21 protein-coding genes and 1 tRNA gene are annotated in these 24,287 nt (G+C 60.1%); 15 read left to right on the top strand and 7 right to left on the bottom strand.

The window, feature by feature from the left end:
* Nucleotides 1-15 precede the first annotated feature (15 nt).
* Nucleotides 16-1,374: an NAD(P)/FAD-dependent oxidoreductase gene (locus ASG35_RS22045; RefSeq protein ID WP_056362675.1), complete on the top strand. Its 1,359-nt coding sequence runs from the start codon at nt 16-18 to the stop codon at nt 1,372-1,374.
* Between the two features lie 248 nt (nt 1,375-1,622).
* Entirely contained in the window at nt 1,623-2,498 is an 876-nt protein-coding gene (locus tag ASG35_RS22040) for a dienelactone hydrolase family protein (RefSeq protein WP_056362671.1), read from the top strand.
* Nucleotides 2,499-2,530: 32 nt separating this feature from the next.
* Here ASG35_RS22040 and ASG35_RS22035 read toward each other — a convergent pair whose 3' ends face one another.
* Nucleotides 2,531-3,400, bottom strand: coding sequence for a sulfurtransferase (locus ASG35_RS22035; RefSeq protein WP_056362668.1), 870 nt, complete (start codon nt 3,398-3,400; stop codon nt 2,531-2,533).
* 318 nt (nt 3,401-3,718) lie between these two features.
* Here ASG35_RS22035 and ASG35_RS22030 point away from each other — a divergent pair, with 318 nt between their 5' ends.
* A complete protein-coding gene (locus ASG35_RS22030; RefSeq protein ID WP_056362665.1) occupies nt 3,719-4,663 on the top strand; it encodes a hypothetical protein in 945 nt (314 codons plus the stop codon).
* Nucleotides 4,664-4,727: 64 nt separating this feature from the next.
* Here ASG35_RS22030 and ASG35_RS22025 read toward each other — a convergent pair whose 3' ends face one another.
* Nucleotides 4,728-5,834, bottom strand: coding sequence for an aromatic ring-hydroxylating oxygenase subunit alpha (locus ASG35_RS22025; protein ID WP_056362661.1), 1,107 nt, complete (start codon nt 5,832-5,834; stop codon nt 4,728-4,730).
* A 297-nt stretch (nt 5,835-6,131) separates the two neighbouring features.
* On the opposite strand from ASG35_RS22025, the gene ASG35_RS22020 reads away from it, so the two are divergent.
* From ASG35_RS22020 to folE2, 4 genes are all read left to right on the top strand, one after another.
* On the top strand, nt 6,132-6,443 hold the full coding sequence (locus tag ASG35_RS22020) for an exodeoxyribonuclease VII small subunit (protein ID WP_056362659.1): 312 nt from the start codon (nt 6,132-6,134) through the stop codon (nt 6,441-6,443).
* A complete protein-coding gene (locus tag ASG35_RS22015) occupies nt 6,440-7,327 on the top strand; it encodes a polyprenyl synthetase family protein (RefSeq protein ID WP_056362657.1) in 888 nt (295 codons plus the stop codon). Before ASG35_RS22020 ends, ASG35_RS22015 begins: the two co-directional genes overlap by 4 nt.
* Before the next feature lie 85 nt (nt 7,328-7,412).
* Nucleotides 7,413-9,353 (top strand): 1-deoxy-D-xylulose-5-phosphate synthase, encoded by a 1,941-nt coding sequence (gene dxs, locus ASG35_RS22010; protein WP_056362654.1) that lies wholly within the window; start codon nt 7,413-7,415, stop codon nt 9,351-9,353.
* A gap of 110 nt (nt 9,354-9,463) precedes the next feature.
* The gene (folE2, locus tag ASG35_RS22005; protein WP_056362647.1) at nt 9,464-10,270 is read left to right on the top strand and encodes a GTP cyclohydrolase FolE2; all 807 of its coding nucleotides are present in this window, start codon (nt 9,464-9,466) and stop codon (nt 10,268-10,270) included.
* Nucleotides 10,271-10,282: 12 nt separating this feature from the next.
* Here folE2 and tsaD read toward each other — a convergent pair whose 3' ends face one another.
* Complete coding sequence (gene tsaD / locus ASG35_RS22000) at nt 10,283-11,311, bottom strand: tRNA (adenosine(37)-N6)-threonylcarbamoyltransferase complex transferase subunit TsaD (RefSeq protein ID WP_056362645.1); 1,029 nt, start codon at nt 11,309-11,311, stop codon at nt 10,283-10,285.
* Between the two features lie 111 nt (nt 11,312-11,422).
* Here tsaD and ASG35_RS21995 point away from each other — a divergent pair, with 111 nt between their 5' ends.
* The 6 genes from ASG35_RS21995 to ASG35_RS21970 all read left to right on the top strand — a co-directional run bounded on the left by ASG35_RS21995 (nt 11,423) and on the right by ASG35_RS21970 (nt 18,873).
* Nucleotides 11,423-12,634, top strand: a complete 1,212-nt coding sequence (locus ASG35_RS21995; protein WP_056363750.1) for an NAD(P)/FAD-dependent oxidoreductase — start codon at nt 11,423-11,425, stop codon at nt 12,632-12,634.
* A 358-nt stretch (nt 12,635-12,992) separates the two neighbouring features.
* The gene (locus tag ASG35_RS21990; RefSeq protein ID WP_056362642.1) at nt 12,993-13,439 is read left to right on the top strand and encodes a GatB/YqeY domain-containing protein; all 447 of its coding nucleotides are present in this window, start codon (nt 12,993-12,995) and stop codon (nt 13,437-13,439) included.
* A 33-nt stretch (nt 13,440-13,472) separates the two neighbouring features.
* Nucleotides 13,473-15,350, top strand: coding sequence for a DNA primase (gene dnaG / locus ASG35_RS21985; protein ID WP_056362639.1), 1,878 nt, complete (start codon nt 13,473-13,475; stop codon nt 15,348-15,350).
* Nucleotides 15,351-15,837: 487 nt separating this feature from the next.
* Nucleotides 15,838-18,084, top strand: coding sequence for an RNA polymerase sigma factor RpoD (gene rpoD / locus ASG35_RS21980; protein ID WP_156393335.1), 2,247 nt, complete (start codon nt 15,838-15,840; stop codon nt 18,082-18,084).
* A 161-nt stretch (nt 18,085-18,245) separates the two neighbouring features.
* Nucleotides 18,246-18,322 (top strand) — tRNA-Ile (locus ASG35_RS21975).
* Nucleotides 18,323-18,633: 311 nt separating this feature from the next.
* On the top strand, nt 18,634-18,873 hold the full coding sequence (locus ASG35_RS21970) for a hypothetical protein (RefSeq protein ID WP_056362636.1): 240 nt from the start codon (nt 18,634-18,636) through the stop codon (nt 18,871-18,873).
* A gap of 48 nt (nt 18,874-18,921) precedes the next feature.
* Here ASG35_RS21970 and ASG35_RS21965 read toward each other — a convergent pair whose 3' ends face one another.
* Nucleotides 18,922-19,131, bottom strand: coding sequence for an FmdB family zinc ribbon protein (locus ASG35_RS21965; protein WP_056362633.1), 210 nt, complete (start codon nt 19,129-19,131; stop codon nt 18,922-18,924).
* A gap of 116 nt (nt 19,132-19,247) precedes the next feature.
* Between ASG35_RS21965 and ASG35_RS21960 the strand changes: the two genes are divergently transcribed.
* Complete coding sequence (locus tag ASG35_RS21960; RefSeq protein ID WP_156393315.1) at nt 19,248-19,619, top strand: hypothetical protein; 372 nt, start codon at nt 19,248-19,250, stop codon at nt 19,617-19,619.
* Between the two features lie 22 nt (nt 19,620-19,641).
* On the opposite strand, the gene ASG35_RS21955 is transcribed toward ASG35_RS21960, so the two are convergent.
* Nucleotides 19,642-20,826: a fumarylacetoacetate hydrolase family protein gene (locus tag ASG35_RS21955; RefSeq protein WP_056362628.1), complete on the bottom strand. Its 1,185-nt coding sequence runs from the start codon at nt 20,824-20,826 to the stop codon at nt 19,642-19,644.
* Between the two features lie 112 nt (nt 20,827-20,938).
* Between ASG35_RS21955 and ASG35_RS21950 the strand changes: the two genes are divergently transcribed.
* Entirely contained in the window at nt 20,939-21,748 is an 810-nt protein-coding gene (locus ASG35_RS21950; RefSeq protein WP_442854854.1) for an IclR family transcriptional regulator, read from the top strand.
* Here the strand turns inward: ASG35_RS21950 and ASG35_RS21945 are convergent.
* The gene (locus ASG35_RS21945) at nt 21,745-22,824 is read right to left on the bottom strand and encodes a porin (protein WP_442854853.1); all 1,080 of its coding nucleotides are present in this window, start codon (nt 22,822-22,824) and stop codon (nt 21,745-21,747) included. The two genes, ASG35_RS21950 and ASG35_RS21945, sit on opposite strands and share 4 nt — an antisense overlap.
* Before the next feature lie 104 nt (nt 22,825-22,928).
* Nucleotides 22,929-24,275, bottom strand: coding sequence for a guanine deaminase (gene guaD, locus ASG35_RS21940; RefSeq protein WP_056362625.1), 1,347 nt, complete (start codon nt 24,273-24,275; stop codon nt 22,929-22,931).
* Nucleotides 24,276-24,287 lie beyond the last annotated feature (12 nt).

Raw genomic sequence — 24,287 nt, 5'->3', positions numbered from 1 at the left:
CACAACGGAGGTTGAATGCATCGCTTCATAATCGTCGGCGGCGGGGCGGGCGGGCTTGAACTCGCTACGCGTCTGGGCGACAAATTCGGCAGCGCCGACGGCAAGCGCACGGCGCGTGCGCAAGTGACGCTTGTCGACCGGAAATCCACGCATATCTGGAAGCCCTTGCTGCATGAAGTCGCGGCGGGCAGCCTCGATCCGTTCTCGCAGGAATTGCCGTATGCGGCGCAGGCGCGCTGGCACGGATTCGAGTTCCAGCAGGGCGATTTGCTGGGCATCGACCGCACGGCGAAGAAGGTGACGCTCGGTCCGCTTCTCGACGACGAAGCCGGCGAACTGTTACCGCAACGCGATCTGGAATACGACACGTTGATTGTGGCTATTGGCAGCACGACGGCGTTTTTCGGCGTGCAGGGCGCGCAGGAAAATTCGCTCGCGCTCGATACCGTCGATCAGGCCGAGTTGTTCCGCAAACGGTTGATCGCGGCGTGTATTCGCGCGGAATATAGGGCGCCCGATCCGGCGACGCTGAATCCCGCCGACGCCGCCACCAGGGAACCGCGCATCCAGGTCGCGATTGTTGGCGGCGGTGCGACGGGCGTGGAGTTATCGGCGGAATTGCGCAATACGGCGCAAGTTTTGCACGCGTACGGGCTGCACAAACTCGACCCAAAAAACGATATCGGCATTGTGTTGATTGAAGCAGGACCGCGGATTCTGCCCGCGCTGCCTGAACGCGTGTCCACGGCGACCGCCGAATTGCTGGGCAAACTCGGCGTCAAGCTGATGACCGGCGAGACAGTGGCCGAAGTGTCGCGCGATTCAATCCGCACGGCGAGCGGCAAGACCGTCGCGGCGGATCTGACGGTGTGGGCCGCCGGGATTCGCGCGCCGGCTGTGTTGTCCCAACTCGATGGACTTCCGATCAATCGTCTCGGTCAGCTCATCGTGCGCCGTACGCTGCAAACTGAGATCGACGACAACGTGTTCGCCATCGGCGATTGCGCGGCGTGCGCTTGGCCGGGCGGCGAGAAAGAAGGGCGCACCGTGCCGCCGCGTGCGCAAGCCGCGCATCAGCAAGCCAGCTTTTTGCTGCGATCGATGGAACGCAGGCTGGAAGACAAGCCGTTGCCGGAATACACGTATCGCGATTTCGGGTCGCTCGTGTCGCTCGGACACTTCAGCGCGGTCGGCAGCCTGATGGGCGGGTTGATTGGCGGGAACATGCTGATAGAAGGACTCTTCGCGCGGTTCATGTACCAGTCGCTTTACCGCATGCACATTGCCGCGTTGCATGGCTGGGCGCGCATGGCGCTGGACACCATTGCGCACTGGTTGCGGCGTTCCACCGCGCCGCGCGTCAAGCTGCACTGATTCATCGATTGATTTGACCAGCCTGAAGCCGAACTGAGCATGCAGCATAAAGCTGTTTAGAATGAGCGGCACGCTTTGGAAGCGGTTCGTTCAAGGCGCGGTCGTAGTCGAAGTCCTTGCCGTGCCTCGATGTCCGGCGCTTGACCGGACATCGGGGCGTACCCGTTCTGGATGGACCGGCGCGTTACTGCTTGCTTACTGCTCGCCGCCGGCCATCCTCTTGCGGCCTCACGCCGCTGGAGCTCTGCATGCTTACGCCTGAAATCGACAGCCTCGTTCCGCATGTTCCATTCAACCGACGCACGTTCATCAAGGCGGCCGTCGGCAGCGGTTTTGCCGCCTGCGTCTTGCCGGTTTCGGCGCAAACCATCATCACCGACAGCGACGGTCTCGAAGCCGGCCCCGTCGGATTCAAGGCCGCGGACGGCACGCTCGTGCCGGCTTATCGCGCGCAGCCGAAAGGCAAGACGCACTTGCCGGTGATTATCGTGATTCACGAAATCTTCGGCGTTCACGAACATATCGCCGATGTCTGCCGCCGCTTCGCCAAGCTCGGTTATCTGGCGGTCGCGCCCGATCTCTACGTGCGTGAAGGCGACGCATCCAAATATCCGTCGATGCAGCAACTCAACGACCAGCTTGTCTCCAAGGTGCCGGACGATCAGGTTTTATCGGATATCGATTCGACCGTGGCATGGGCGGGCGAGCATGGCGGCGACCTGAACCGGCTCGGAATCACGGGTTTCTGCTGGGGCGGCCGGATCACGTGGCTTTATGCCGAGCGCAATCCGCGGATCAAGGCGGCGGTCGCGTGGTACGGACGCGTTGTCGGCGCGAAAACCGCGAACAATCCCGCGAATCCGCTCGACCTTGCTGCCAATTTGAAGGCGCCGGTTTTGGGGTTATACGGCAAGCTCGATCAAAGCATTCCGCAGGACACGCTCGCGCAAATGAAAGAGGCGATCGCGACTGGGCCACAGGTCGCGCGCGGCTCGCAATTCGTTGTCTACGACGACGCGCCGCACGCGTTTTTCGCCGATTACCGGCCGAGTTATCGCAAAGCCGATGCCGAAGATGGCTGGAAGCGCGCGGTTGCGTGGTTCAAGGACCACGGGGTCAAGTAACTTCGTAGCCCACGCCTCGGCACGGCTAGTTTTTATGCTGTCGCGCCGGTCGCCACGGGCCGCGACGCGTCCGAACTCCATTCGCTCCACGATCCCGGATACAACGCCGCGCCGTGAAAGCCGGCGATTTCCATCGCCAGCGCGTTATGGCATGCCGTTACGCCCGATCCGCATTGCAACACCACGCGATCCGGCTGCATTGCGCCGATGAGCGCGCCGAACGTCTCGCGCAATTCGTGCGCCGTCTTGAAGCGGCCATCGACGGTCAGGTTGTCTTTGAAAAACCGGTTCAACGCGCCGGGAATATGACCGCCGACGGCATCGAGCGTCTCGTTTTCTCCGCGATACCGGTCGGCCGCGCGAGCATCGATCACCACGCGCTCGTGTGTATCGATATTGCGCAGCAGGCTATCTGCATCGATAGTCACCGACAGCGGTGCGGCCGCCTTGAACGTTCCCGTCGAAGCGGACGGCGTTGCAGAATCCAGCGGTTGCCCGGCCGCCTGCCACGCTTGCAGACCGCCGTCGAGCAGCGCGACGGAATCGTGGCCGAGCCAGCGCAACAGCCACCAGAGACGCGACGCGTACATGCCGCCTTGAGCGTCATAAGCGACGACTTGCTGGCCTTCGTTCAAGCCAGTTTTCTTGAGCCTGGCGACGAACGCTGCACGCTCCGGCAACGGGTGACGGCCGTTCTTTCCGGTCTTGGCGCCGGACAAGTCGCGATCGAGATTCAAATAATGCGCGCCCGGGATATGTCCTGCGGCATAAGCGGCTTCGCCGGCTTCGGGCGCGGCCAGGTCGAAGCGGCAATCGACCATAAACACGCTGCCAGGCGCAGCGGCAATCCGCTCGACGAGGTTGGCCGCGGAAATAAGCGTGGTGTAGTGGGTGTGGGGCATGACGACTCCTGAGGCAACGCGGCGCTTTAGCTTATGAATGCTTTGAATGGCATATCGCGCGCGGCGAAAAGTGAAATTCAAGTCTAAACAAAAAACGCGCGACTGTTGTGCTTATCGCCATTCATTGTCGCGAATGGCGGAAGAACGGTGTCTCTCGCCCGACCTCGCGCGATGCCTTAATTCTCAACTGGTATTAGTAAAAATCGACCCTGAATTAGGACGTTTCGCGTGTCATGAAGTGCAGCGTGTCGCCAGTATGGTTGGTCACGCAGCGTTGCACTTCCCGCTGCCTTATCGGCCGAAATCCAAGGATTGCGCATGGCGACAAAATCATACGGCCTCCCCGCCTTGCCCGTTATAAACTCCGGTCCAATGAGCAACCACGAACAATTCCACGTTGTGTACGACGGCCCGGCGCTCGATGAGCATCGGATGAACGTTCGCGATCTCGCACCAGCGCTGATCGCAATAGCCGATCTATTCTCCGCGGCTAATACGGAGTTGAACGGAACGTCTGCGGAGGTTCGCGTCGAGGTCAAAGGAAATTTCAAATCGGGGTCGTTCGAGATCGAGCTGATCTTCATGCAAGCGTTAGTTGCGCAGTTGCGCGACATGTTTGCAAGCTCCACCGCGACGGCTGTCTCCAATGCGTCGGCGATTCTTGCTGTAGTGGGACTCGTCGGCGGCGGCGGTCTGATTGGTTTTCTACGAAAGCTGCGAGGTCGTCGGCCCAAGCACGTCGAGGTCGACGGCGAGTCTTGCACTGTCTGGATGACGGAAACCGAAGTCATCGAGGTATCGGGACCGGTGCTGCGGCTCTATAAAACGCGGGCAGTGAGAGTATTTTTGCAGCAGATGTTGTCGCCGCTCGAACGCGAGGGCATAACGAGCTTCGGAGTGGTCCGCGGCAACGACATCGATCTGGACATTGACCAGGAAGAGTTGCCAGCGTTTGCGTTTGCCGACACGCGGGAAGAGGTGGTCTCCGACTTTACCGGTCGAAAGCTGCTCCAGATCGAGTCTGTAACATTCAAGGATCAGAACAAGTGGCGCGTGAACGACGGCCAGTCAGCGTTTTTTACGTCGATGGACGATGGCGATTTCCTTGCGAAAGTCAATGCAGGCGAACGCTTTGGAAAGGGTGACGTGCTGGTTGTGGATCTTCAACACATACAAACCATTGCCGATGGTGCGCTTAAAACGGATTTCCGCATCTTGAAGGTTCATGAACATCGTGCGCCGCTGCAGACCGCGCTGTTCTAACCGCGGCAAAAAAATGCCCATCAATCGATGGGCATTCTTCGTTCAACGGTCACAACTTGCATCTTCAAATCTCGCCCAGTTGCTGGCGCAAGAACTCATGAAAATGCTGCATGCCTGATTCCATCGGGCTTTGATACGGGCCGACTTGCGACTCGCCCCGATTCATCAGTGCGCGCCGTCCTGCGTCCATGCGTTCGGCGATTTCATCGTCCTCGCGCGCGGTTTCCAGATACGCCGCCCGCTCAGCTTCAATAAACTCACGCTCGAACAACGCGATTTCTTCAGGATAATAAAACTCGACGATGTTCGTAGTCTTCTGCGGCCCTTGCGGAATCAGCCACGACACCACGAGCACGTGCGGATACCACTCGATCATGATGCCCGGGTAGTACACCATCCAGATCGCGCCAAACTCCGGCATCTTGCCGTCGCGGAAACGGAGCACCTCGTCGTGCCATTTACGGTACGTGGGACTGCCCGGCTTCTCCAGATTCTTGTGCACGCCAACTGTCTGCACGCTATACCAGTCGCCGAATTCCCAGGTCAGGTCGTCGCAGGAAACAAAACTTCCCAGGCCCGGATGGAACGGCGCGACGTGATAGTCCTCGAGATACACCTCGATAAAACTCTTCCAGTTGTAATTGCATTCGTGCACTTCGACGTGATCAAACATGAAGCCCGAAAAGTCGAAATGTTTGGCCGGCCCAAGTCGGGCGAGATCGGCCGCAACATTGCGTCCGCTCGCTTCGAATAGCAGGCCTTGCCAGTTCTGCAGAGGCGATTTGCCGAGGTTCAGGCAAGGTTTATCGGCGAAATGCGGCGCGCCGAGCAACTGGCCGTCGAGATCGTACGTCCACCGGTGCAACGGACACACGATGTTCTCCGCCGTGCCGCGTCCATTCAGCATGATGGCCTGGCGATGCCGGCAGACATTGGACAGCAGTTCGATTTCGTCCTGTTTGTTGCGGACGAGCAGACGCCCTTCGCCCTCGCCGGGCAAAGCAAAATAATTTCCCGCGTCGGGCACCATGAGTTCGTGGCCGATATAGCGTGGACCGTGCTTGAAAAGCGTGTCGATTTCGCGCTTGAGAAGCGCTTCGTCAAAGTAAGCCGTGACTGGCAACTGGCTGTGGATTGCGTTCAGTTGCAATGCATTGCTCAGATTGGACATTCCCACTCCCGTGAAGACGTGAAAGCAGTGAACAACCCAACCATCGAAAATTCGATTTAGGGAGACCGCGAATTATAACGAAAACCCTTTCAATGGGGCGCCCGAGGACTTGTTTTGGGTCAAATCCCGGCGCAGAGTTCCGGGCATTTGCGGGAGTTTCGAGATTTTTTGAGATGAGCGATGAAAGTCTGGGACGCGCCATAGGCGCGGGTGAGCGCATGGTGGAGGCCGGAAAAGCCGCTTTTGCCGTAGAATGTCCGACTTGTTTCCCGAAAACAGACATCACACCCACGATTCATGGCGAAAACCGCAATGCAGGAAGGCTCGGCGAGTGCGGACAACGCACCGCTTCCAGAGAACTACGAATCGGCGCTAGCCGAGCTGGAAGGGCTTGTAGCACGTATGGAAGGCGGCACGCTGAGCCTCGAAGAGTCGCTTGCCGCGTATCGCCGTGGCGCTGCGCTCGTCGGCTTTTGCCAGCAACAACTAGAAAAGGTCGAGCAGCAGGTTCGCGTGCTCGATGGCGACACACTAAAACCGCTACCCGCCGACCTGCAGCGCGCGACCCAGGGCGCAGGCACATCGGCAGATAACGGGGACGACTTATGACCTTTGACCAATGGATGCACGCGAGCCTCGATCGCGTTGAAACGGCGCTGGAGCATTACCTGCCGGGCACGGACATCGCGCCCGCGAAGCTGCATGAAGCCATGCGTTACGCCGTGCTCGGCGGCGGCAAGCGGGTGCGCCCGCTCTTGTGCCACGCCGCCGGCGAACTGACGGGTGCGCCTGCGCCTGCGCTCGATGCCGCGAGCGCGGCGCTCGAGATGATCCACGTGTATTCGCTGGTTCATGACGACATGCCTGCCATGGACGACGACGCTCTGCGTCGCGGAAAACCAACGGTACACGTGCAATATGACGAAGCGACGGCACTCCTCGTTGGGGACGCGCTGCAGTCCCAGGCGTTCGTCGCGCTGACAGCGGACAATAACGGCTTGAGCGCCGTCCAGCAGGCCGCGCTCACGCGGGAACTGGCGCTTGCAAGCGGTTCGGTTGGCATGGCGGGTGGCCAGGCTATCGACCTGGAAAGTGTCGGCCGCAAGCTTTCGCGCCCGCAACTTGAAACCATGCACCGGAAGAAAACCGGCGCTTTGTTGCGCGCAGCCGTGCGAATGGGTGCACTCTGTGGCGAAGCGCCGGATGCTGCCGCCATGAGCGCGCTAGACGCGTATTCGGCTGCAGTTGGCCTTGCATTCCAGGTCGTGGATGACATTCTGGACGTCACCGCGGACTCCGCCACGCTTGGCAAGACGGCGGGCAAGGACGCAAAGGACGACAAACCAACGTACGTGTCGATCATCGGACTCGATGCATCGCGCGAACTGGCAGCTCAACTGGGCCGCGACGCCCATGCTGCACTAGCGCCGTTTGGCCCGCGGGCCGCCCGACTGGGCGAACTGGCCGACCTGGTTGTGAACCGGGTGAACTGAAACATACGATAAAACGCGAAACCGGCGGGCGTGCAAGATGCTTGCAACCTGAACGGTTTCGCCAGTTTTCCTAAATGGGACGACGATGTACGACTTGCTGAAAACCATCGACGATCCAGCCGCATTGCGAGCGCTGGACCGCCACGAACTAAAACCGCTGGCCGAAGAGCTGCGTGCTTACGTGCTCGACAGCGTGTCGCAGACGGGCGGGCATTTGTCGTCGAATCTCGGAACGGTCGAACTGACGATCGCGCTCCATTACGTCTTCGATACCCCGAACGATCGCATCGTCTGGGACGTCGGCCACCAGACTTATCCGCACAAGATCCTGACGGGCCGGCGCGACCAGATGAAATCGCTGCGTCAGGCGGGCGGGATCTCCGGCTTCCCGCGCCGTAGCGAATCGAAATACGACACCTTCGGCACAGCGCACTCCAGCACGTCCATTTCGGCGGCGCTTGGCATGGCGATCGCGAGCAAGTTGCAGGGCGACAACCGCTATTCCATCGCGGTGATCGGCGACGGCGCCATGACCGCCGGCATGGCCTTCGAAGCCATGAACAACGCTGGCGTTGCCGACGACGTGCCGCTGCTCGTGATCCTGAACGACAACGACATGTCGATCTCGCCGCCCGTCGGCGCGCTGAATCGCCATCTGGCGCGGCTGATGTCGGGTCGTTTCTACGCGGCAGCGCGCGCCGGCGTGGAGCGTGTTCTGCGCGTTGCGCCGCCCATGCTGGATCTCGCCCGCAAGCTCGAGGAACACGCGAAGGGCATGATCGTGCCGGCCACGTTGTTCGAAGAGTTCGGCTTCAATTACATCGGACCTATCGATGGTCACGATCTCGAATCGCTGATTCCGACGCTGCAGAACATCAAGGAATTGCGCGGGCCGCAGTTCCTGCACGTCGTGACAAAGAAGGGCCAGGGCTACAAGCTGGCTGAAGCCGATCCGGTCCTGTACCACGGTCCCGGCAAGTTCAATCCGGCAGAAGGGATCAAGCCGTCGACGGTGCCATCGAAGAAAACGTACACGCAAGTTTTCGGCGAATGGTTATGCGACGCGGCCGAGCAGGATTCGCGCGTCGTAGGCATCACGCCGGCCATGCGCGAAGGCTCCGGCATGGTCGAGTTCGAGAAACGCTTCCCGGATCGTTATTTCGATGTCGGCATTGCCGAGCAGCACGCCGTGACTTTCGCGGGCGGTCTAGCCGCGGACGGCATGCGCCCGGTCGTCGCGATCTACTCCACGTTCCTCCAGCGTGCCTACGACCAGCTGATCCACGACGTCGCGCTGCAAAACCTGCCGGTGGTGTTTGCCATCGACCGTGCGGGTCTGGTCGGCGCGGATGGCGCAACGCACGCGGGGAACTACGATCTGGCGTTCCTGCGCTGCATCCCGAACATGACCGTGATGGCTGCGTCCGATGAAAACGAATGCCGCCAGATGCTGTACACGGCATTGCAGCAGCCGAATCCCACTGCCGTGCGTTATCCGCGCGGCGCGGGAACGGGTGTGAAAACCGTCAAGAAGATGACGGCGTTCCCGCTCGGCAAGGGTGAAGTCCGCCGTGAATCGACGCAAAAAGCCGGTTCCGGATCGCGCATCGCAATCCTCGCGTTCGGCACCATGGTTGCGCCCGCCCTGGCCGCGGCCGAGGAACTGGACGCAACGGTCGCCAACATGCGGTTCGTGAAGCCTATCGATGCCGACTTGCTGCGCGAACTGGCCGCCACGCACGACGCGCTCGTGACCGTCGAAGAAGGCGCGATCATGGGCGGCGCGGGTTCGGCTTGCGTTGAAAGCCTCCTGGCCAGCTCGGTCATCAAGCCGGTTTTGCAGCTTGGCTTGCCGGACGTGTTTATCGATCATGGCGATCCGGTCAAGCTGCTGGCGTCATGCGGACTGGACGGCGCCGGTATCGCCAAGTCGATTCGCGAGCGCTTTCTGAAAGACGCCGTGTCGCACGATGTCCAGAACGATGTCGCGCACAACGCAGGCAAGCTGACCAAACGCGTCGCTTGATTTGAGCGGATGGTTTGAGACGGCGGGCGTCGGTGACGTCCGCCGTTTGCATCCCGGCATGATCCTCGCGTGACAAACATCACAATTCGCGCGACGGACAAGGAAATACGATGAATCAGATGAATCCCGCCTTTGCGATGCCCGATGTCCAGAGCTCACTCGATACGCGGCAAATCCCAATCCAGCGCGTGGGCGTAAAAGCGGTCCGATATCCGCTGACCGTGCGGACATCGACTGGAGAATTGCAGCCCGGTGTGGGCCTCTGGAATCTCGACGTGCACCTTCCCGCCGATCAGAAAGGCACGCACATGTCTCGCTTTGTCGCGTTGCTCGAAGAACATCGCGCGCCGCTCGACCAAGCTTCTTTTAGCGCCATGCTCGCCGCGATGCTGCAGAAACTCGAGGCGCATTCGGGCCGCATCGAAGTGTCGTTTCCGTACTTCGTCATGAAGACCGCGCCGGTTTCGGGCGTGCAGAGTCTGATGGATTACGAGGTCACCCTGACGGGCGAAATTCGCGCGGGCGAAACACGGACGTCGCTGAAGGTGCTCGTGCCGGTGACCAGCTTGTGCCCGTGCTCGAAGCAGATCTCGCAATACGGCGCGCACAACCAGCGTTCGCACGTGACCATCAGCGCCGAATTCGCGGGCGATCTGGCTATCGAAGATTTGATCCGGATGGCGGAAGAAGAGGCGTCGTGCGAGTTGTGGGGATTGCTCAAGCGCCCCGACGAAAAGTTCGTGACCGAGCGCGCATATGAAAATCCCAAATTCGTCGAAGATCTCGTACGCGATGTCGCCACGCGCCTGAACGCCGACCATCGGATCATGGCGTATGTGCTGGAAGCGGAGAATTTCGAGTCCATACACAATCACAGCGCGTACGCCGTGATCGAACGTGACAAGCGGATCGCCTGATCCGGCTAGGAACTACGCAGCCGCCAGAGACGTCAAGTCCCAGCGCGGCTTCACCGTGAACGCGTAGTCGCGCACGGCTTGATCGGGCCAGCGCGCGAGCCTCAGAGCGCCGGCGAGCGCGATCATTGCGCCGTTATCGGTACACAGTGACAAGTCAGGGTAGTGCACTTCGAAGCGCCGCTTTTTCGCGGCCGCCGACAGCGCATCGCGCAACTGCCGGTTCGCTCCCACGCCGCCCGCCACCACCAGCCGCTTTAGGCCAGTCTGCTTCAACGCCGCGATGGACTTGGTCGTCAGCACATCGACGGCGGCATCGACGAAACCGCGCGCCAGATCGGCCTTCGATTGTTCGCAGATGTTCGCGCCAAGTTTGCGGCTGTGCGTCAGCACCGCGGTCTTCAACCCGCTGAAGCTGAAATCGAGGTCGCCGGAATGCAGCATCGGGCGCGGCAGCTTGACTGCGCCCGACGTGCCGAATTCCGCCAGGCGCGAGACTTCGGGGCCGCCCGGGTAGCCGAGGCCGAGGAGTTTGGCGGTTTTATCGAAGGCTTCGCCGGCGGCGTCGTCGAGCGTCTCGCCGAGCGTCTCATATTCGCCGACGTCGGTGACGCGCATCAATTGCGTGTGTCCGCCCGATACCAGCAACGCCACGAACGGAAAAGGCGGCGGCTCGCTCACCAGCAGCGGCGACAGCAAATGCCCTTCCAGATGATGAATGCCTACGGTTGGCAGGTCCCACGCCATGGCCAATGCGTTTGCCACGCTCGCGCCGACCAGCAGCGCGCCGGCGAGGCCGGGGCCTTGCGTGAACGCGATGGCATCGATATCCGCAGGCGACGTTTTGGCCTCCGCCATCACCTGTTCGAGTAGCGGCAACGCGCGCCGGATATGGTCGCGCGACGCCAGTTCGGGCACGACGCCGCCGTATTCCCGATGCATGGCGATTTGCGAATGCAGTGCGTGCGAAAGCAGGCCGCGCTCTGTGTCGTAGAGAGCGAGACCGGTTTCATCGCAGGAGCTTTCTATGCCTAGAACGAGCATGGCGGAGGACGTCTCGGGGGTTGCTGGGTAACGAACCAGTATACCAGCGGCGGGAATTTCGACCCAGGCAAGGCCACCGCCGGTGACAGTCAAAACGCTACAATGCGCGCCATGGAAACTTACGATATCGCCGTCGTCGGCGCGGGCGCCGCCGGCATGATGTGCGCCGCCGTGGCCGCGCAGGGCGGCCGTCGCGTGGTGCTGATCGATCACGCCGAACGGCTCGCCGAAAAGATCCGCATTTCGGGCGGCGGACGTTGCAATTTCACGAATATCAACGCGGGGCCGGCCAATTTTTTATCGGCAAATCCGCATTTTTGCCGCTCCGCACTCGCCCGATATACCCCGCAGGATTTTCTGGCGCTGCTCAAGCGGCATCGCGTGGCGTGGCATGAAAAGCATAAAGGCCAGCTTTTTTGCGACGATTCCAGCGAATCGATCATTCACGTTCTGAAAAGCGAATGCGATGCTGGCGTCGTGACATGGCGGCGACCGGTCGGCATCGATTCGATCAGTCACGACGGCGCCCGCTTTACGCTTGCAACGACCGCAGGCGCAATGTCGTGTGCGGCGCTCGTCGTAGCCACGGGCGGTCTGTCGATCCCGAAAATCGGCGCCACGGATTTTGCGTATCGGGTGGCCAAGCAGTTTGGTCATAAACTTATCGATACCCGTCCCGCTCTCGTGCCATTGACCTTTGCGCCGGCCGACTGGGAGCCGTTCTCGGCGTTATCCGGGCTATCCGTTCCCGTGGAGCTGAGCGCCGGCACCGGGCGCCAGCGGACCGAATTCTCGGAAGATCTGCTGCTTACTCATCGCGGATTATCGGGGCCTGGCGTATTGCAGATTTCCAGCTACTGGAATCCTGCCGAGCCTATTTCCATCGATCTGCTTCCGGGCGTGAACGCCACGGACGAACTGATCGCCGCCAAACGCGAATCGCGCAAGCAGGTCGGAACGTTTCTCGCGGAACGTGTCCCGACGCGCTTGGCGCAAACCTGGCTGGACGTCCAGCGCGTGCGCGCGGATTCGCGTCTCGCCGATCTCGCCGATAAAACCCTGCGCCAGATCGGCGAATCCCTGTCGCGCTGGACGCTGACGCCGAACGGCACGGAAGGCTACCGGAAAGCCGAAGTCACGCGCGGCGGCGTGGACACGCGCGAGCTTTCGTCGGCGACCATGATGAGCGCGCGCGTCGCGGGTTTGTATTTCATCGGCGAGGCCGTCGATGTTACCGGCTGGCTCGGCGGATACAACTTCCAGTGGGCGTGGGCGTCCGGCGTGGCAGCGGGAAGGGCGGCGGCCGGGATGGTTGCGGGGTAAAGCCGAAAACCCACGGCCAGCATAGGTTTTGGCGACGAAATCAGGCGTGGCGGAACGGAGCTTTCGGCTGAGAAAACCTGTTTTCGACCTGCTATACTGCTTCGTTCGTAGCGACAATTTAACGACAATCGGCGCAACTCAAACAGAGTGCAAACGGGGGCGGTGATCCATGAAAGACAATTCGATCCCTTCCGAGAACACGCTGGCAAGCGTTTGCCGGTTCATCGCTGGCCAGCTTCACACGCATTCGAAACACCCTGTTCATGATCCCGCTTGAGGAAACGTCCCAAGCGGGTTTTTGCATTGAGCCGTGAATGGCAGAATATTTTTAACCCAGCATTAGCAGAGTTCCCAAGCAATGAGCCTTAAAGACCAGATCACCGACGACATGAAAACCGCGATGCGCGCCCGCGAAACCGAGCGCCTCGGAACCATCCGGCTGTTGCTCGCGGCGATCAAGCAGCGTGAAGTCGACGAACGCGTCACGCTGGACGACGCGGCGATCACGGCGGTTATCGACAAGATGATCAAGCAGCGCAAGGACTCCATCAGCCAGTTCCAGACGGCTGCGCGCGACGACCTGGTTGCGAAGGAACAAGCCGAATTGTCGGTTTTATCCGCCTATATGCCGGAACAGTTATCAGCCGACGACATCAACGCCGAGATCCAGGCGGCCGTGGCGGCAACGGGCGCGGCGGGTCCGCAGGACATGGGCAAGGTGATGGGCGTGCTGAAGCCGAAACTCGCCGGACGTGCCGACATGACGGCGGTATCCGGCCTGGTAAAAGCGGCGCTCGCCAAATAAGCTTCTTATAAAGACCTAGCAAAGACCTAATTAGTGATTCCGCATTCGTTTCTTCAGGACTTGCTGAACCGCGTCGATATCGTCGACGTGGTGGGCAGGTTCGTCCAGTTGAAGAAGGGCGGCGCGAATTTCATGGGTTTGTGCCCGTTTCACAATGAAAAGAGCCCGTCGTTCACGGTCAGCCCGACCAAGCAGTTTTATCACTGCTTCGGCTGCGGCGCGCACGGCACGGCAATCAGCTTCCTCATGGAGCACACGGCGCTCACCTTCCCGGAAGCCGTTCAGGAACTCGCCCAGTCGGTCGGCTTGACGGTTCCGCAAGAACCTTCGCGGCTCGCGGGCGGTTCCGGCGAAGGATATTCGCCCGCGCCGAGCAAGGCCGTAAGCGTCGCGTTGACGGAGATCATGCAAACCGCGTCCGACTTCTACAAGAAGCAATTGCGCGGTGCGCCTAACGCTATCGAATATCTGAAAAAACGCGGTCTCACTGGCGAAATCGCGCTGCGGTTTGGGCTGGGCTACGCGCCGGACGGCTGGCAGAACCTGGAAAGCGCGTTTCCTGACTATAAAAACGACAACTTGGTCGAAGCCGGTCTGATCATCGTCAGCGAAAAAAGCGACAACCAGGGCCAATCCCGCCGATACGACCGCTTTCGCGAACGCGTGATGTTCCCAATCCGCAACGTGAAGGGGAATGTGATCGGCTTTGGCGGGCGCGTGCTGGATGGCGGCGAACCCAAGTATCTGAACTCACCGGAAACGCCGCTTTTTAGCAAGGGAAGCGAGCTGTACGGGCTTTTCGAAGCACGTCTGGCCATTCGTGAACTCGGCTACGCGCTGGTCGTCGAAGGGTATATGGACGTCGTTGCGCTCGCCCAGCTTGGTTTTGCGAACGCGGTGGCTACGCTCGGCACGGCCTGTACGCCGGTCCACGTCCAAAAGCTGTTTCGCCAGACTGAAACGGTCGTATTCAGCTTCGATGGCGATTCTGCCGGCCGCCGCGCCGCGCGCCGGGCGCTCGAAGCCTGTTTGCCGCACGCCGCGGATAACCGCACCATCCGCTTCCTGTTCCTGCCAAAGGAGCACGACCCGGACAGCTACGTGCGTGAGTTCGGCACGGACGGTTTCGGAGAACAGGTCGATCGCGCCATGCCGCTCTCGCAGTTCCTGCTCAACGAAATCCTGAACGACAAGGAACTTGATCAGCCGGAAGGCCGCGCGAAGGCGCTTTTCGATGCCAAACCGCTGTTACAGGCGCTGCCGGCCAATGCTTTGCGCGTGCAGATCCTGCACATGTTGGCCGATCGGCTGAATACGCCGTTCGGTGAAATTGCGGCATTGTGTGATATCGATTCACGCGCTGCAGCGGTCGCGCGGGCCGCGTTGCCCAAGAGCGAGCGGCGTCGCGTGAAAGGGCATGAGCAACGGGCGCTGCGCAATCTGGTGATGTATCCATCCATCTATTCAACACTGGATCACGAAAGCGAGCAGTCGCTCGTGACCATGACCGAACATGGCGAGTTATTCAGCGAGGTGATCGGCCACGCGCGGGAACTGGGCGAGACAGCGGAGTTTCAAATGTTGTCCGATCTGTTGCGCAACGCCGCGAACGCCCCGACTTACGAGGATATCTTCCAGGAAATTCTCGCCTATGATGAAAATGTACGGGACTTGCTGATGCGCGACCCAGCCGATGAAACCGCCAATGAACGGGTTCAGGAGCAAAAGAAGTTGCTGGCGGAAGAATTGCAGGCAACGGTTGTCAAGCTTCGGCAAGACAGTTACCGAACCCGGCTGGACCAGCTGGCGCAGCAGGCAAGCCTGACGGCGGAAGAAATTGCCGAATTTTCGGATTTGTCGGTTAAAGCTGCTCAAATCAAGGCTGCACGCGGGGTGAGTCGGGACATATAAATCACGCATGCTACAATTAAAGGTTTTCAGCAAGTTGTTTTTTTGACTTTTGTGCTCATTTGCGAAATGAGGTGAGGCACGCATGGTTAAGACTGCTAGCGGGAAGAAAACGACGGCACGCGGCTCGAACGAGTCGAAACGGGCAGTGGCCCAAAGCCGGTCAGTTCCTTCCTCCGGAGCGTCCAGAAATCGCGCGACAGCCGTTCAGTCACCTTCCAGATCGTCTGCTTTGAGTACCAAGAAGCAAAGCTCGGTTGCATCGGCAGTGAGTGCGGGACAGGCCCGGGCGGCGCAAGCCGTCAGGCCGCCAGGCAAAAAGACGCTGGGTCAGTCGACAAGCCGGGCCGGCAGCATTTCTGGCCAGACAAGTGCGGCGGGCGAAGCGGAGAAGGCCGGAAGTTCGGCCGGCAAGCAAGCGAGTGCAACGGAAGCGGCTGCTAATGCGGGCCGGAAACGCGTCACGAAGCAGGAGTCGAAGCAGACTCGCATGCGCGTCGTGAAGCGAGGTCCGGCACAGGACCCCGGACGGCGTAATGCCCGGAAGGTCGTGTCGACGCAGGACGAGGCAGCGCGCACACATTCAGTATCCACGGTTCCATCGGCTGTCGTCCAGCAGCCGCGAGTCGAGACTAATGCCGGTACGGCGAACTCCATGACGAAAAAGCTGAACGAAGTACCCGTCGATGACGACGCAACGCAAAACGCGCAAAACGTCCAGGCCGATCCTGCGGTGCCCGCAGCGGAAGCCGTAGCCGCGCCTCCGGTCAAGGTCGAAAAGGTCAAGGCGCGCGACCGGCGCGCCAAGGAAAAAGCGCTGCTGAAGGACGCGTTCGCGTCAAGCGCGCCCGGTACCGTTGAAGAGCTCGAAGAGCGTCGCGCAAAGCTGCGCGCGCTGATCAAGCTCGGCAAGGAACGCGGCTTCCTGACCTACGCGGAAATCAACGATCATCTGCCCGATAACTTCACGGAAACGGAAGCTATCGAAGGGATCATCAGCACGTTCAACGACATGGGCGTGGCCGTCTACGAACAGGCGCCGGACGCCGAAACGCTGCTGCTCAACGACAATGCGCCGGCGGCATCGTCGGATGACGAAGTCGAGGAGGAAGCCGAAGTCGCGCTGTCCACCGTCGATTCCGAATTCGGCCGCACGACCGATCCCGTGCGTATGTACATGCGCGAAATGGGAACGGTCGAACTGCTGACGCGCGAAGGCGAAATCGAGATCGCGAAGCGTATCGAAGATGGCCTCAAGCATATGGTGATGGCCATTTCGGCATGCCCGACGACCATCGCGGATATCCTCGCCATGGCCGAACGCGTGCAGAACGAAGAAACGCGCGTTGATGAGCTGGTGGATGGTTTGATCGATCCGAATGCCGCCGATGCCGATGGTTTCTCCGAGCAGGAAGCGGAAGCCATTGAAAGCGAGGACGAAGAGGAAGCCGACGAAAGCAGCGAGGACGAGGAGGAAGTCGACGAAACCACCGCGCAGGCCAACGCAAATGCTGCGCAGCTGGAAGCGCTCAAGCGTGCATCGCTCGAAAAGTTCTCGCTGATCAGCGAGTGGTTCGACAAGATGCGACGCGCGTACGAGAAGGAAGGCTACAAGTCGAAGGCTTACCTGAAGGCGCAGGAAGCCATTCAGAGCGAGCTGATGACCATCCGCTTTACCGCCCGGACTGTCGAGCGCCTGTGCGACACGCTGCGCGCGCAAGTGGACGAAGTGCGTCAGGTGGAACGTCAAATCCTGCATACTGTCGTCGATAAATGCGGCATGCCGCGTGCCGAGTTCATCGCGCGTTTCCCGGGCAGCGAAACGGACCTCGAGTGGTCGGAGAAGGTCGTTGCCGAAAATCACGGATACAGCGTGATCCTCGCGCGTAACGTTCCGGCGATTCGCGAGCAGCAGCAACGTTTGCTGGACTTGCAGGCGCGTGTTGTGTTGCCGCTCAAGGACTTGAAGGAAACGAACCGTCAAATGGCGGCCGGCGAACTGAAGGCGCGTCAGGCAAAACGCGAAATGACGGAAGCAAACTTGCGTCTCGTGATTTCGATTGCAAAGAAATACACGAACCGCGGTCTGCAGTTCCTCGACCTGATTCAGGAAGGCAATATTGGCTTGATGAAGGCGGTGGACAAGTTTGAATATCGCCGTGGTTACAAGTTTTCCACGTATGCCACGTGGTGGATCCGCCAGGCCATCACGCGTTCGATTGCCGACCAGGCGCGCACCATCCGGATTCCGGTTCACATGATCGAAACGATCAACAAGATGAACCGTATTTCGCGGCAGATCCTGCAGGAGACCGGTCTTGAGCCGGATCCGGCAACGCTCGCCGAAAAGATGGAAATGCCGGAAGACAAGATCCGCAAAATTATGAAGATCGCGAAGGAACCGATCTCCATGGAAACGCCGATCGGCGACGACGACGATTCGCATCTGGGCGACTTTATCGAAGATACGAATACGGTCGCGCCCGCCGACGCCGCGCTGCATGCCAGCATGCGTGACGTGGTCAAAGACGTGCTTGATTCGTTGACGCCGCGTGAAGCGAAGGTATTGCGCATGCGTTTTGGTATCGAGATGAGTACGGACCATACGCTCGAGGAAGTCGGCAAGCAGTTCGACGTGACGCGCGAACGGATTCGCCAGATCGAGGCGAAGGCGTTGCGCAAGCTTCGTCACCCAAGCCGTTCGGACAAGCTGAAGTCTTTCCTGGAAGGGAATTGATCGTAGCGGCGTGGACGTAGCACCTGAGCGCGGCGGCCCGATTTTGGACCGCCGCGCTTGTTTTATAGCCCGTTTCAAGGCAAACTCGCAGACCTTCGCAATCTTGGCTGCGAACGCACTTCGTCATTGCGGCAACGTATGTTCGCCCGCAGCTGCACAAAGGGCCGGAAGCTTAATTGGTATAAGCTGTCGACTCATAATCGACCGATAGTGGGTTCGAATCCCACCCGGCCCACCATTCATCCTCACACTTGGCTTTAGCCTGCCTCTCGCTGCTGCGATGCTTCAGCGCGCCTGGTCGTGCGCGTGTTCTTTACGCCAGTCAGTAATAACGCGTGGTGTCCCATTCAAGCAAACATTCTGGCATGTACGGAAACCGCAGGATGTGGGCAACAGAAATGGACACAAAGTGCTTTCAAAGATTGCAAAATAAAAAAGGTAAATGCGGTATTTATTCGCTCGTTTTTAGTTATTAGCTTAGTGAATCACGGAAGCGTTGCCGCATAAAAACCGTAATAAGCGTGGTCGCTTTGATTGCAGGAGCGTTCGATGATTTTCTACCATCGTGGAGCTGCGATTCAACCTTCGGTGATCAAGCGTGGGCACACATTCGTTGCGCGTGTGTCGCTGCTTGAAGAAGACGGCGAAGCCACATCGCTTGGAGACTTGGGCGCCTTTGCAAACCGTGACTGCGCTTACGCGTTTGCAGTTCGTTGCGCGATAGCGTTCGTCGATGGACAGCCGATGCCTCGCTCGCCATTCAATCCGCAGCCGCTTCGCGTGTCCTGACGATGAACCCGCGCCGGTTCTAAGCGCGTCCGACGAAGCAAAATTTCGTCACTTGCAGCACGCACATCCGCCGACGTGCCACATTCCATATCGCCCGCTGGGTTCAGCCGCTTCGCCAGATAACGACGGCGCACCCACGACCACGCGATGTGCGGTCGACCCGCAGTTGGGACAATCCGTTGCGTCGTTACGTTCGGCGATCCGCCGTGCAGTTTCGAAATGGCCGCATTCGGTGCATTCGTAATCGTAAACTGGCATGTTCTAAGAGAAATCGAAAATCAGAGACCAAGCGTAGCGCTTCCGGCGATATTCAGTAAGTAGTGGAATGTGAGTTGCTGTTCATATTGAATATCGACAGTGAACAGGATTTCATCATGGCCCAGACAGAACGCGAGAAGAATAGTGGCAAGCCGCTTGGCGATAGCGGATCGGGCGCGAGCGGCGGCGGTTCGATTGGCAACCTGCCTGGGCCTGGCGGAGCAGCGACTGGCGGCGACGCTCACCAAGGCGTGCGCACGCCTGACGCTCCGTTGCGCGAGCACGATGGGAGAACCGACAAACCAGCGGAAGAGGTCGACGAGGTCAAACGCCGAACGACACCTGTAGAAGGCAATGGTTACCGTAAGTCAGAGACGGAAGGCGCAACCTCGAGCGTTGGAGATTCGGCGAACAGCCCACGTCTCCAGACATCGACCGAAGCCGCGCTGCCATCGACTATCGATAAAAATCCGCGCCCCAAGGAATAAGGCGCAGCCTTTTCAGCGCGTTTTAACCCTGGCTGGGCGAAATGCCTCGCTTCGCCAGATTTGCGTACAGCGCGCGGACGCCGAATGTCCACGGCGTAATCTCCTCCGACCGGCGCACCGTGTTCACCAACGCGCCGAGTGCGGGCGCCGAAATTGTGACGGTATCGCCCATGTGATGTGTGAAACCGCCGCCCGGCGTGTCGCGATCCTTGATCGGCGAGAACATGGTGCCGAGGAATAACATCAGGCCGTCCGGATACTGATGATGCGCACCGATCGTCTGCTCCACGAGATCGGCCGGATCGCGGCTGATCTCGCTCATATGGCTGATGCCGTCGAGCGTAAAGCCGTCATCGGCGCCCTCGATTCTTAATGACACGCTCGCCTGGCGCACTGAATCGAGTGTGAATTTTTCATCGAAAAGGCGAATGAACGGGCCTATTGCACACGATCCGTTGTTGTCCTTCGCCTTGCCGAGCAACAGCGCGCTACGCCCTTCGATGTCCCGCAAATTCACGTCGTTGCCGAGCGTCGCACCAACGATCGTTCCCGCGCTGTTCACGGCCAGCACGATTTCAGGCTCGGGATTGTTCCATACCGATGTCCGATACAGCCCGATATCCGCGCCGAGCCCAACGGAAGACATCGGCTGCGATTTGGAGAACACCTCGGCGTCCGGACCGATGCCGACTTCCATGTATTGCGACCACGCACCGCGGCGCTCGAGTTCCGCCTTCAGCTTCTCCGCGCTTTCCGAGCCCGGCACGATTTTCGAAAGATCCGCGCCGATCAAGGTGTTGATGGTCTCGCGCACTTCCTTCGCTTTGCTTGCGTCGCCGCCTGCCTGTTCTTCGATCACGCGTTCGAGCAGACTGACCGCGAACGTCACGCCGCAGGCCTTGACGGCCTGCACGTCGCACGGGGCGAGCAATTTGACGCCGGTTGATTGCGGATCGAAGCTCGCGCGCACGAGGTCTTCGACCGAACCCAGCGATTCACCGTCGGCATTTAGAACAATATCGAGTGCATCGGCGCGTTCGAACAGGTCGGCTGTCGTCGGCGCAATATACGTGATGTCGATAACCTGTCCGCCGCGAACGCAGACCACGGACGGTCCATTGACGGGCGCAGGACGCCAGACGCGGCCGATCAGCACGGCACGGTCGAGATCATCGGGAAGGCAGGCGGATGGGGAAAACGAAGCCATGAATAGTGGTCCGGGCTGGTGGAAATCAGGGCCTTGATCGTATTATCGGGGTATCGAGTTGTCCATTATGTTGTAGATAATTCCAACTGGTTGGACAGAAAAGTGGACGCTCATGATGAAAACCGAAACCCCTGACCGCCCCTACGAAGTGCCCGCGCTGCGGCGCGCCAACGACGTGCTCGAAGTCCTTGCCAATGCGCGCACGCCCGTGCGTGCGTCGGCGTTGCACGAGGCCACGGGTTTATCGCGCAGCACGTTATATCTGCTACTGGATTCGCTCGAGCGTCAGTTCTGGATCGAAAAGCGGGGCGATGGTTACATCATCGGCGTGAAGCTGTTCGAGCTGGGAAACGCGTTCGTTCGCCACGATGGTTTTCAAGCCGCGTTCCGCTTGCAGGCAGCGGCGTTTGTTGCGACGCACAACGAGGTCGTGCAGCTTGCCACGCTCGATGGCCGCGACGTGGTGTATATCGCGCGGGAAGATTCGCGACGGGCGGTGCGGCTTGTATCCGATCTGGGATCGCGGCTGCCCGCGCATTCATGCGCGCTCGGCAAGGCCTTGCTCGCGACCCTTCCCGACGAACAATTGCTCCAGTTGCTGCCCGACAGGCTCACGGCCACAACGCCGCGAACGATCACGCGGCGCGCGGCCTTGCTGCGGGAACTTGCGCGCGTCCGCGAAACCGGGCTTGCGAGCGAGTGTGAAGAAGCGGCAGCGGGGCTGACATGTTTTGCGGCGTACGTTGGCGAAACACCGCACGGCAAGCGGCTGGCGGTGAGCACCAGCGTGCCGGTGGGACGCATGGACGCGCGCCGCGAGAAGCGGATTTGCATCGCGATTGCGCGCATGGCGCAGCAGATTGGCGCGAAATGCGAGCAAAACCCCGCGGCGAACCTTACGCCGGTTCGCGGAGAACGCTAAAACTTCGCGCGCACGCCGGCGCCGAAGGTATCTCCCGTCGATTGCCCGGTGAACCGGTCGTTCATGTACGCGGCGTAAAGGTCGGTGCGTTTCGATAACGGATAGTCGTAGCCCAGCGCCCAGGTTTGCCGCGTCTGGTCGAGGCCGCCTCCGTCGCGCGAATACGCGTAGGACGCCATCACGGAGCCAGGTCCGAGCGGCACCGTCACGCCGCCCTGCGCCGTGTTGATATGAAAGTTGCCGGTGCGCACGGTGTTGTCGGTGTACATGTACTGGCCGAAAAGCTTGACCACGCGCAAGTCGTAGGACACGCCGAGTTGCGCCACGGCCTGGCTTTGCATGCCGGAAACCAGCGAGCTGAGGTCGTCGGGTTGGGTATTGAAGTTGACGTACTGGTAGACGCCTGTTGCCGCGAGCGACCCGCTGAAATACTGGAATTGCGCGCTCAGTTTGTGCTGGCCGTTTTCGCCCGCCTTGTTGCCGAATGCGTACATCGCGGTGCCGCTCAGGCCGTGATAGTCCGGCGTTGAGTATGCGATCGCGTTGTCCCAGCCGGAATCGCCGACCACGCCCTGATCGGTCGCGTAGGCGGGGAACGTGCCCAGGCCGAGGAACACGTGGTAGACCATCGGCGAAAATGTGTAGGAATCGGCGAAGGGATTGAAGAGGATCGTCGATACAAACAGCGACGTGGTAAGCCGTCCAGCCGTCACGGTTCCATCCGGCGACTGAATGCCGACGTACGCATCGCGCGAGAAATACGAGTCGCCTTGAAAGCGGCCGTAGGCGCCGTTTTGCGGCCGGAAAAAGTCTTCGAGCGCGAAGATGGCTTTGTATCCGCCGCCGAGGTCTTCCGCGCCCTTCAAGCCCCAATACGATGTCGACATGCCGCCGCCGCCCAGCGTCCACGCGCGCTCGCCGCCGGGGAATTTCTGTGCGCCAACCCAGGCATCGACTTGTCCGTAAAGCTGGATGCTCGATTGCGCGCTCGCGGCGCCGCTATAGAACATTCCTGTGGTGAGCACGGACGCGAGCGCCGCGATCCCCTTTGAACCAAAACTGAAGCAGTTCTTCACGCGTCCCCCGACCAGCAAAAAAGCAGGCGAACGAACGCGGATCGCACCGCGCGGTGCGGATCGCCGTTCCAGCCTGCATGAAAGAAAATAAGTCGTGCCTGGACTCAGGCAGCCAGCGGATAACGGAATCCATCGCCTGACGGACTGCGTTCGTAGACCTGTTCGCCCGCCACGTACGTGGCTTTGATCGCGCGGTCATCGCCGAGGGTCATCAGCACGAAAAGCTGTTCCACGATGTCCTTGCAATATCCCGAGCGGAACGACATCAGCGGCGTTGCCTTCTTGTCGAGGATCACGAGATCGGCCTCAAAACCCTTCGCCACCGTGCCGATCCTGTCCTGCAAGTACAACGCTTCCGCGCCGCCGCGCGTGGCGAGGTAGAACGCCTGGATTGCGTTGAGCTTCGTCTGGTTCATCTGCGCGACCTTGTAGGCTTCGTTGAGCGATTGCAGTTGCGAAAAGCTCGTGCCCGCGCCCACGTCGGTGCCCAGACCGACGCGAACGGGGCGCTTCGGATTCTTGGCATCGAAGATACGGAACAGGCCGCTGCCGAGGAAGAAATTCGATGTCGGGCAATGCGCCAGCGCCGCTCCGGTCTGATGACACGTGCAGAGATCGTCTTCGGTGAGGTGAATGCCGTGGCCGTATATCGAGCGCGGCCCGACAATGCCCGCGTGCGCGTACACGTCCAGATAACTTTTGCGCTCGGGGAAGAGCGACATGACCCACGCGATTTCATCGACGTTCTCGCACAAATGCGTTTGCACGTAGGCATCGGGTGTTTCCTTGAGCAGCGTGCCGCAGACATCGAGCTGGGCGTCGGTGCTCGTAGGCGCGAAGCGCGGCGTGATGCAATAGAGTTGGCGACCGCGCTTGTGCCACTTTGCGATCAGGTCGGAGCTCATGGAGTAGGCGAGTTCGGCGGTATCGAGCAATGCGGCGGGCGCGTTGCGATCCATCAGCACCTTGCCCGCGACCATGCGGGTGTTGAAGCGCGACGATTCCTCGAAGAACGCATCCACCGAGCCGGGATGCACGGTGCAATACACAGCGGCCGTGGTCGTGCCCGCGCGCAGCAGTTCGCGCAGGAAAACCTTGGCGACCATGTCGGCATGGTTTTTATCGGCGAAATTCTGCTCGGCGACGAACGTGTACGTGTTGAGCCATTCCAGCAATTGTTCGCCATACGCGCCGATCATCTCGGTTTGCGGATAGTGAATGTGAGTATCGATAAACCCCGCCGAAATGATCGCGTCCGGATAGTGCTGAACCTGGGTTCCCGCAGGCAGACGCGGTGTCACTTCGGCTGCAGGGCCGATATCGACGATCTTGCCGTTGTCGAGCACCACGATGGCATCAGGGATGTGCACGAGGCATTGCTCGGGCGCCTGAAGAAACGGGTCGCCGTTGAAGGTCACCACGTCGGCACGCAATGCTTTGAGTGAAGTCATGTCGAGTTCCTG

The organism is Burkholderia sp. Leaf177 (assembly GCF_001424345.1).
In the GTDB taxonomy this organism is placed as follows: domain Bacteria; phylum Pseudomonadota; class Gammaproteobacteria; order Burkholderiales; family Burkholderiaceae; genus Caballeronia.
Note: the sequence above shows the minus strand (reverse complement) of the source record. Positions and strands in the feature narration are given on the sequence as shown.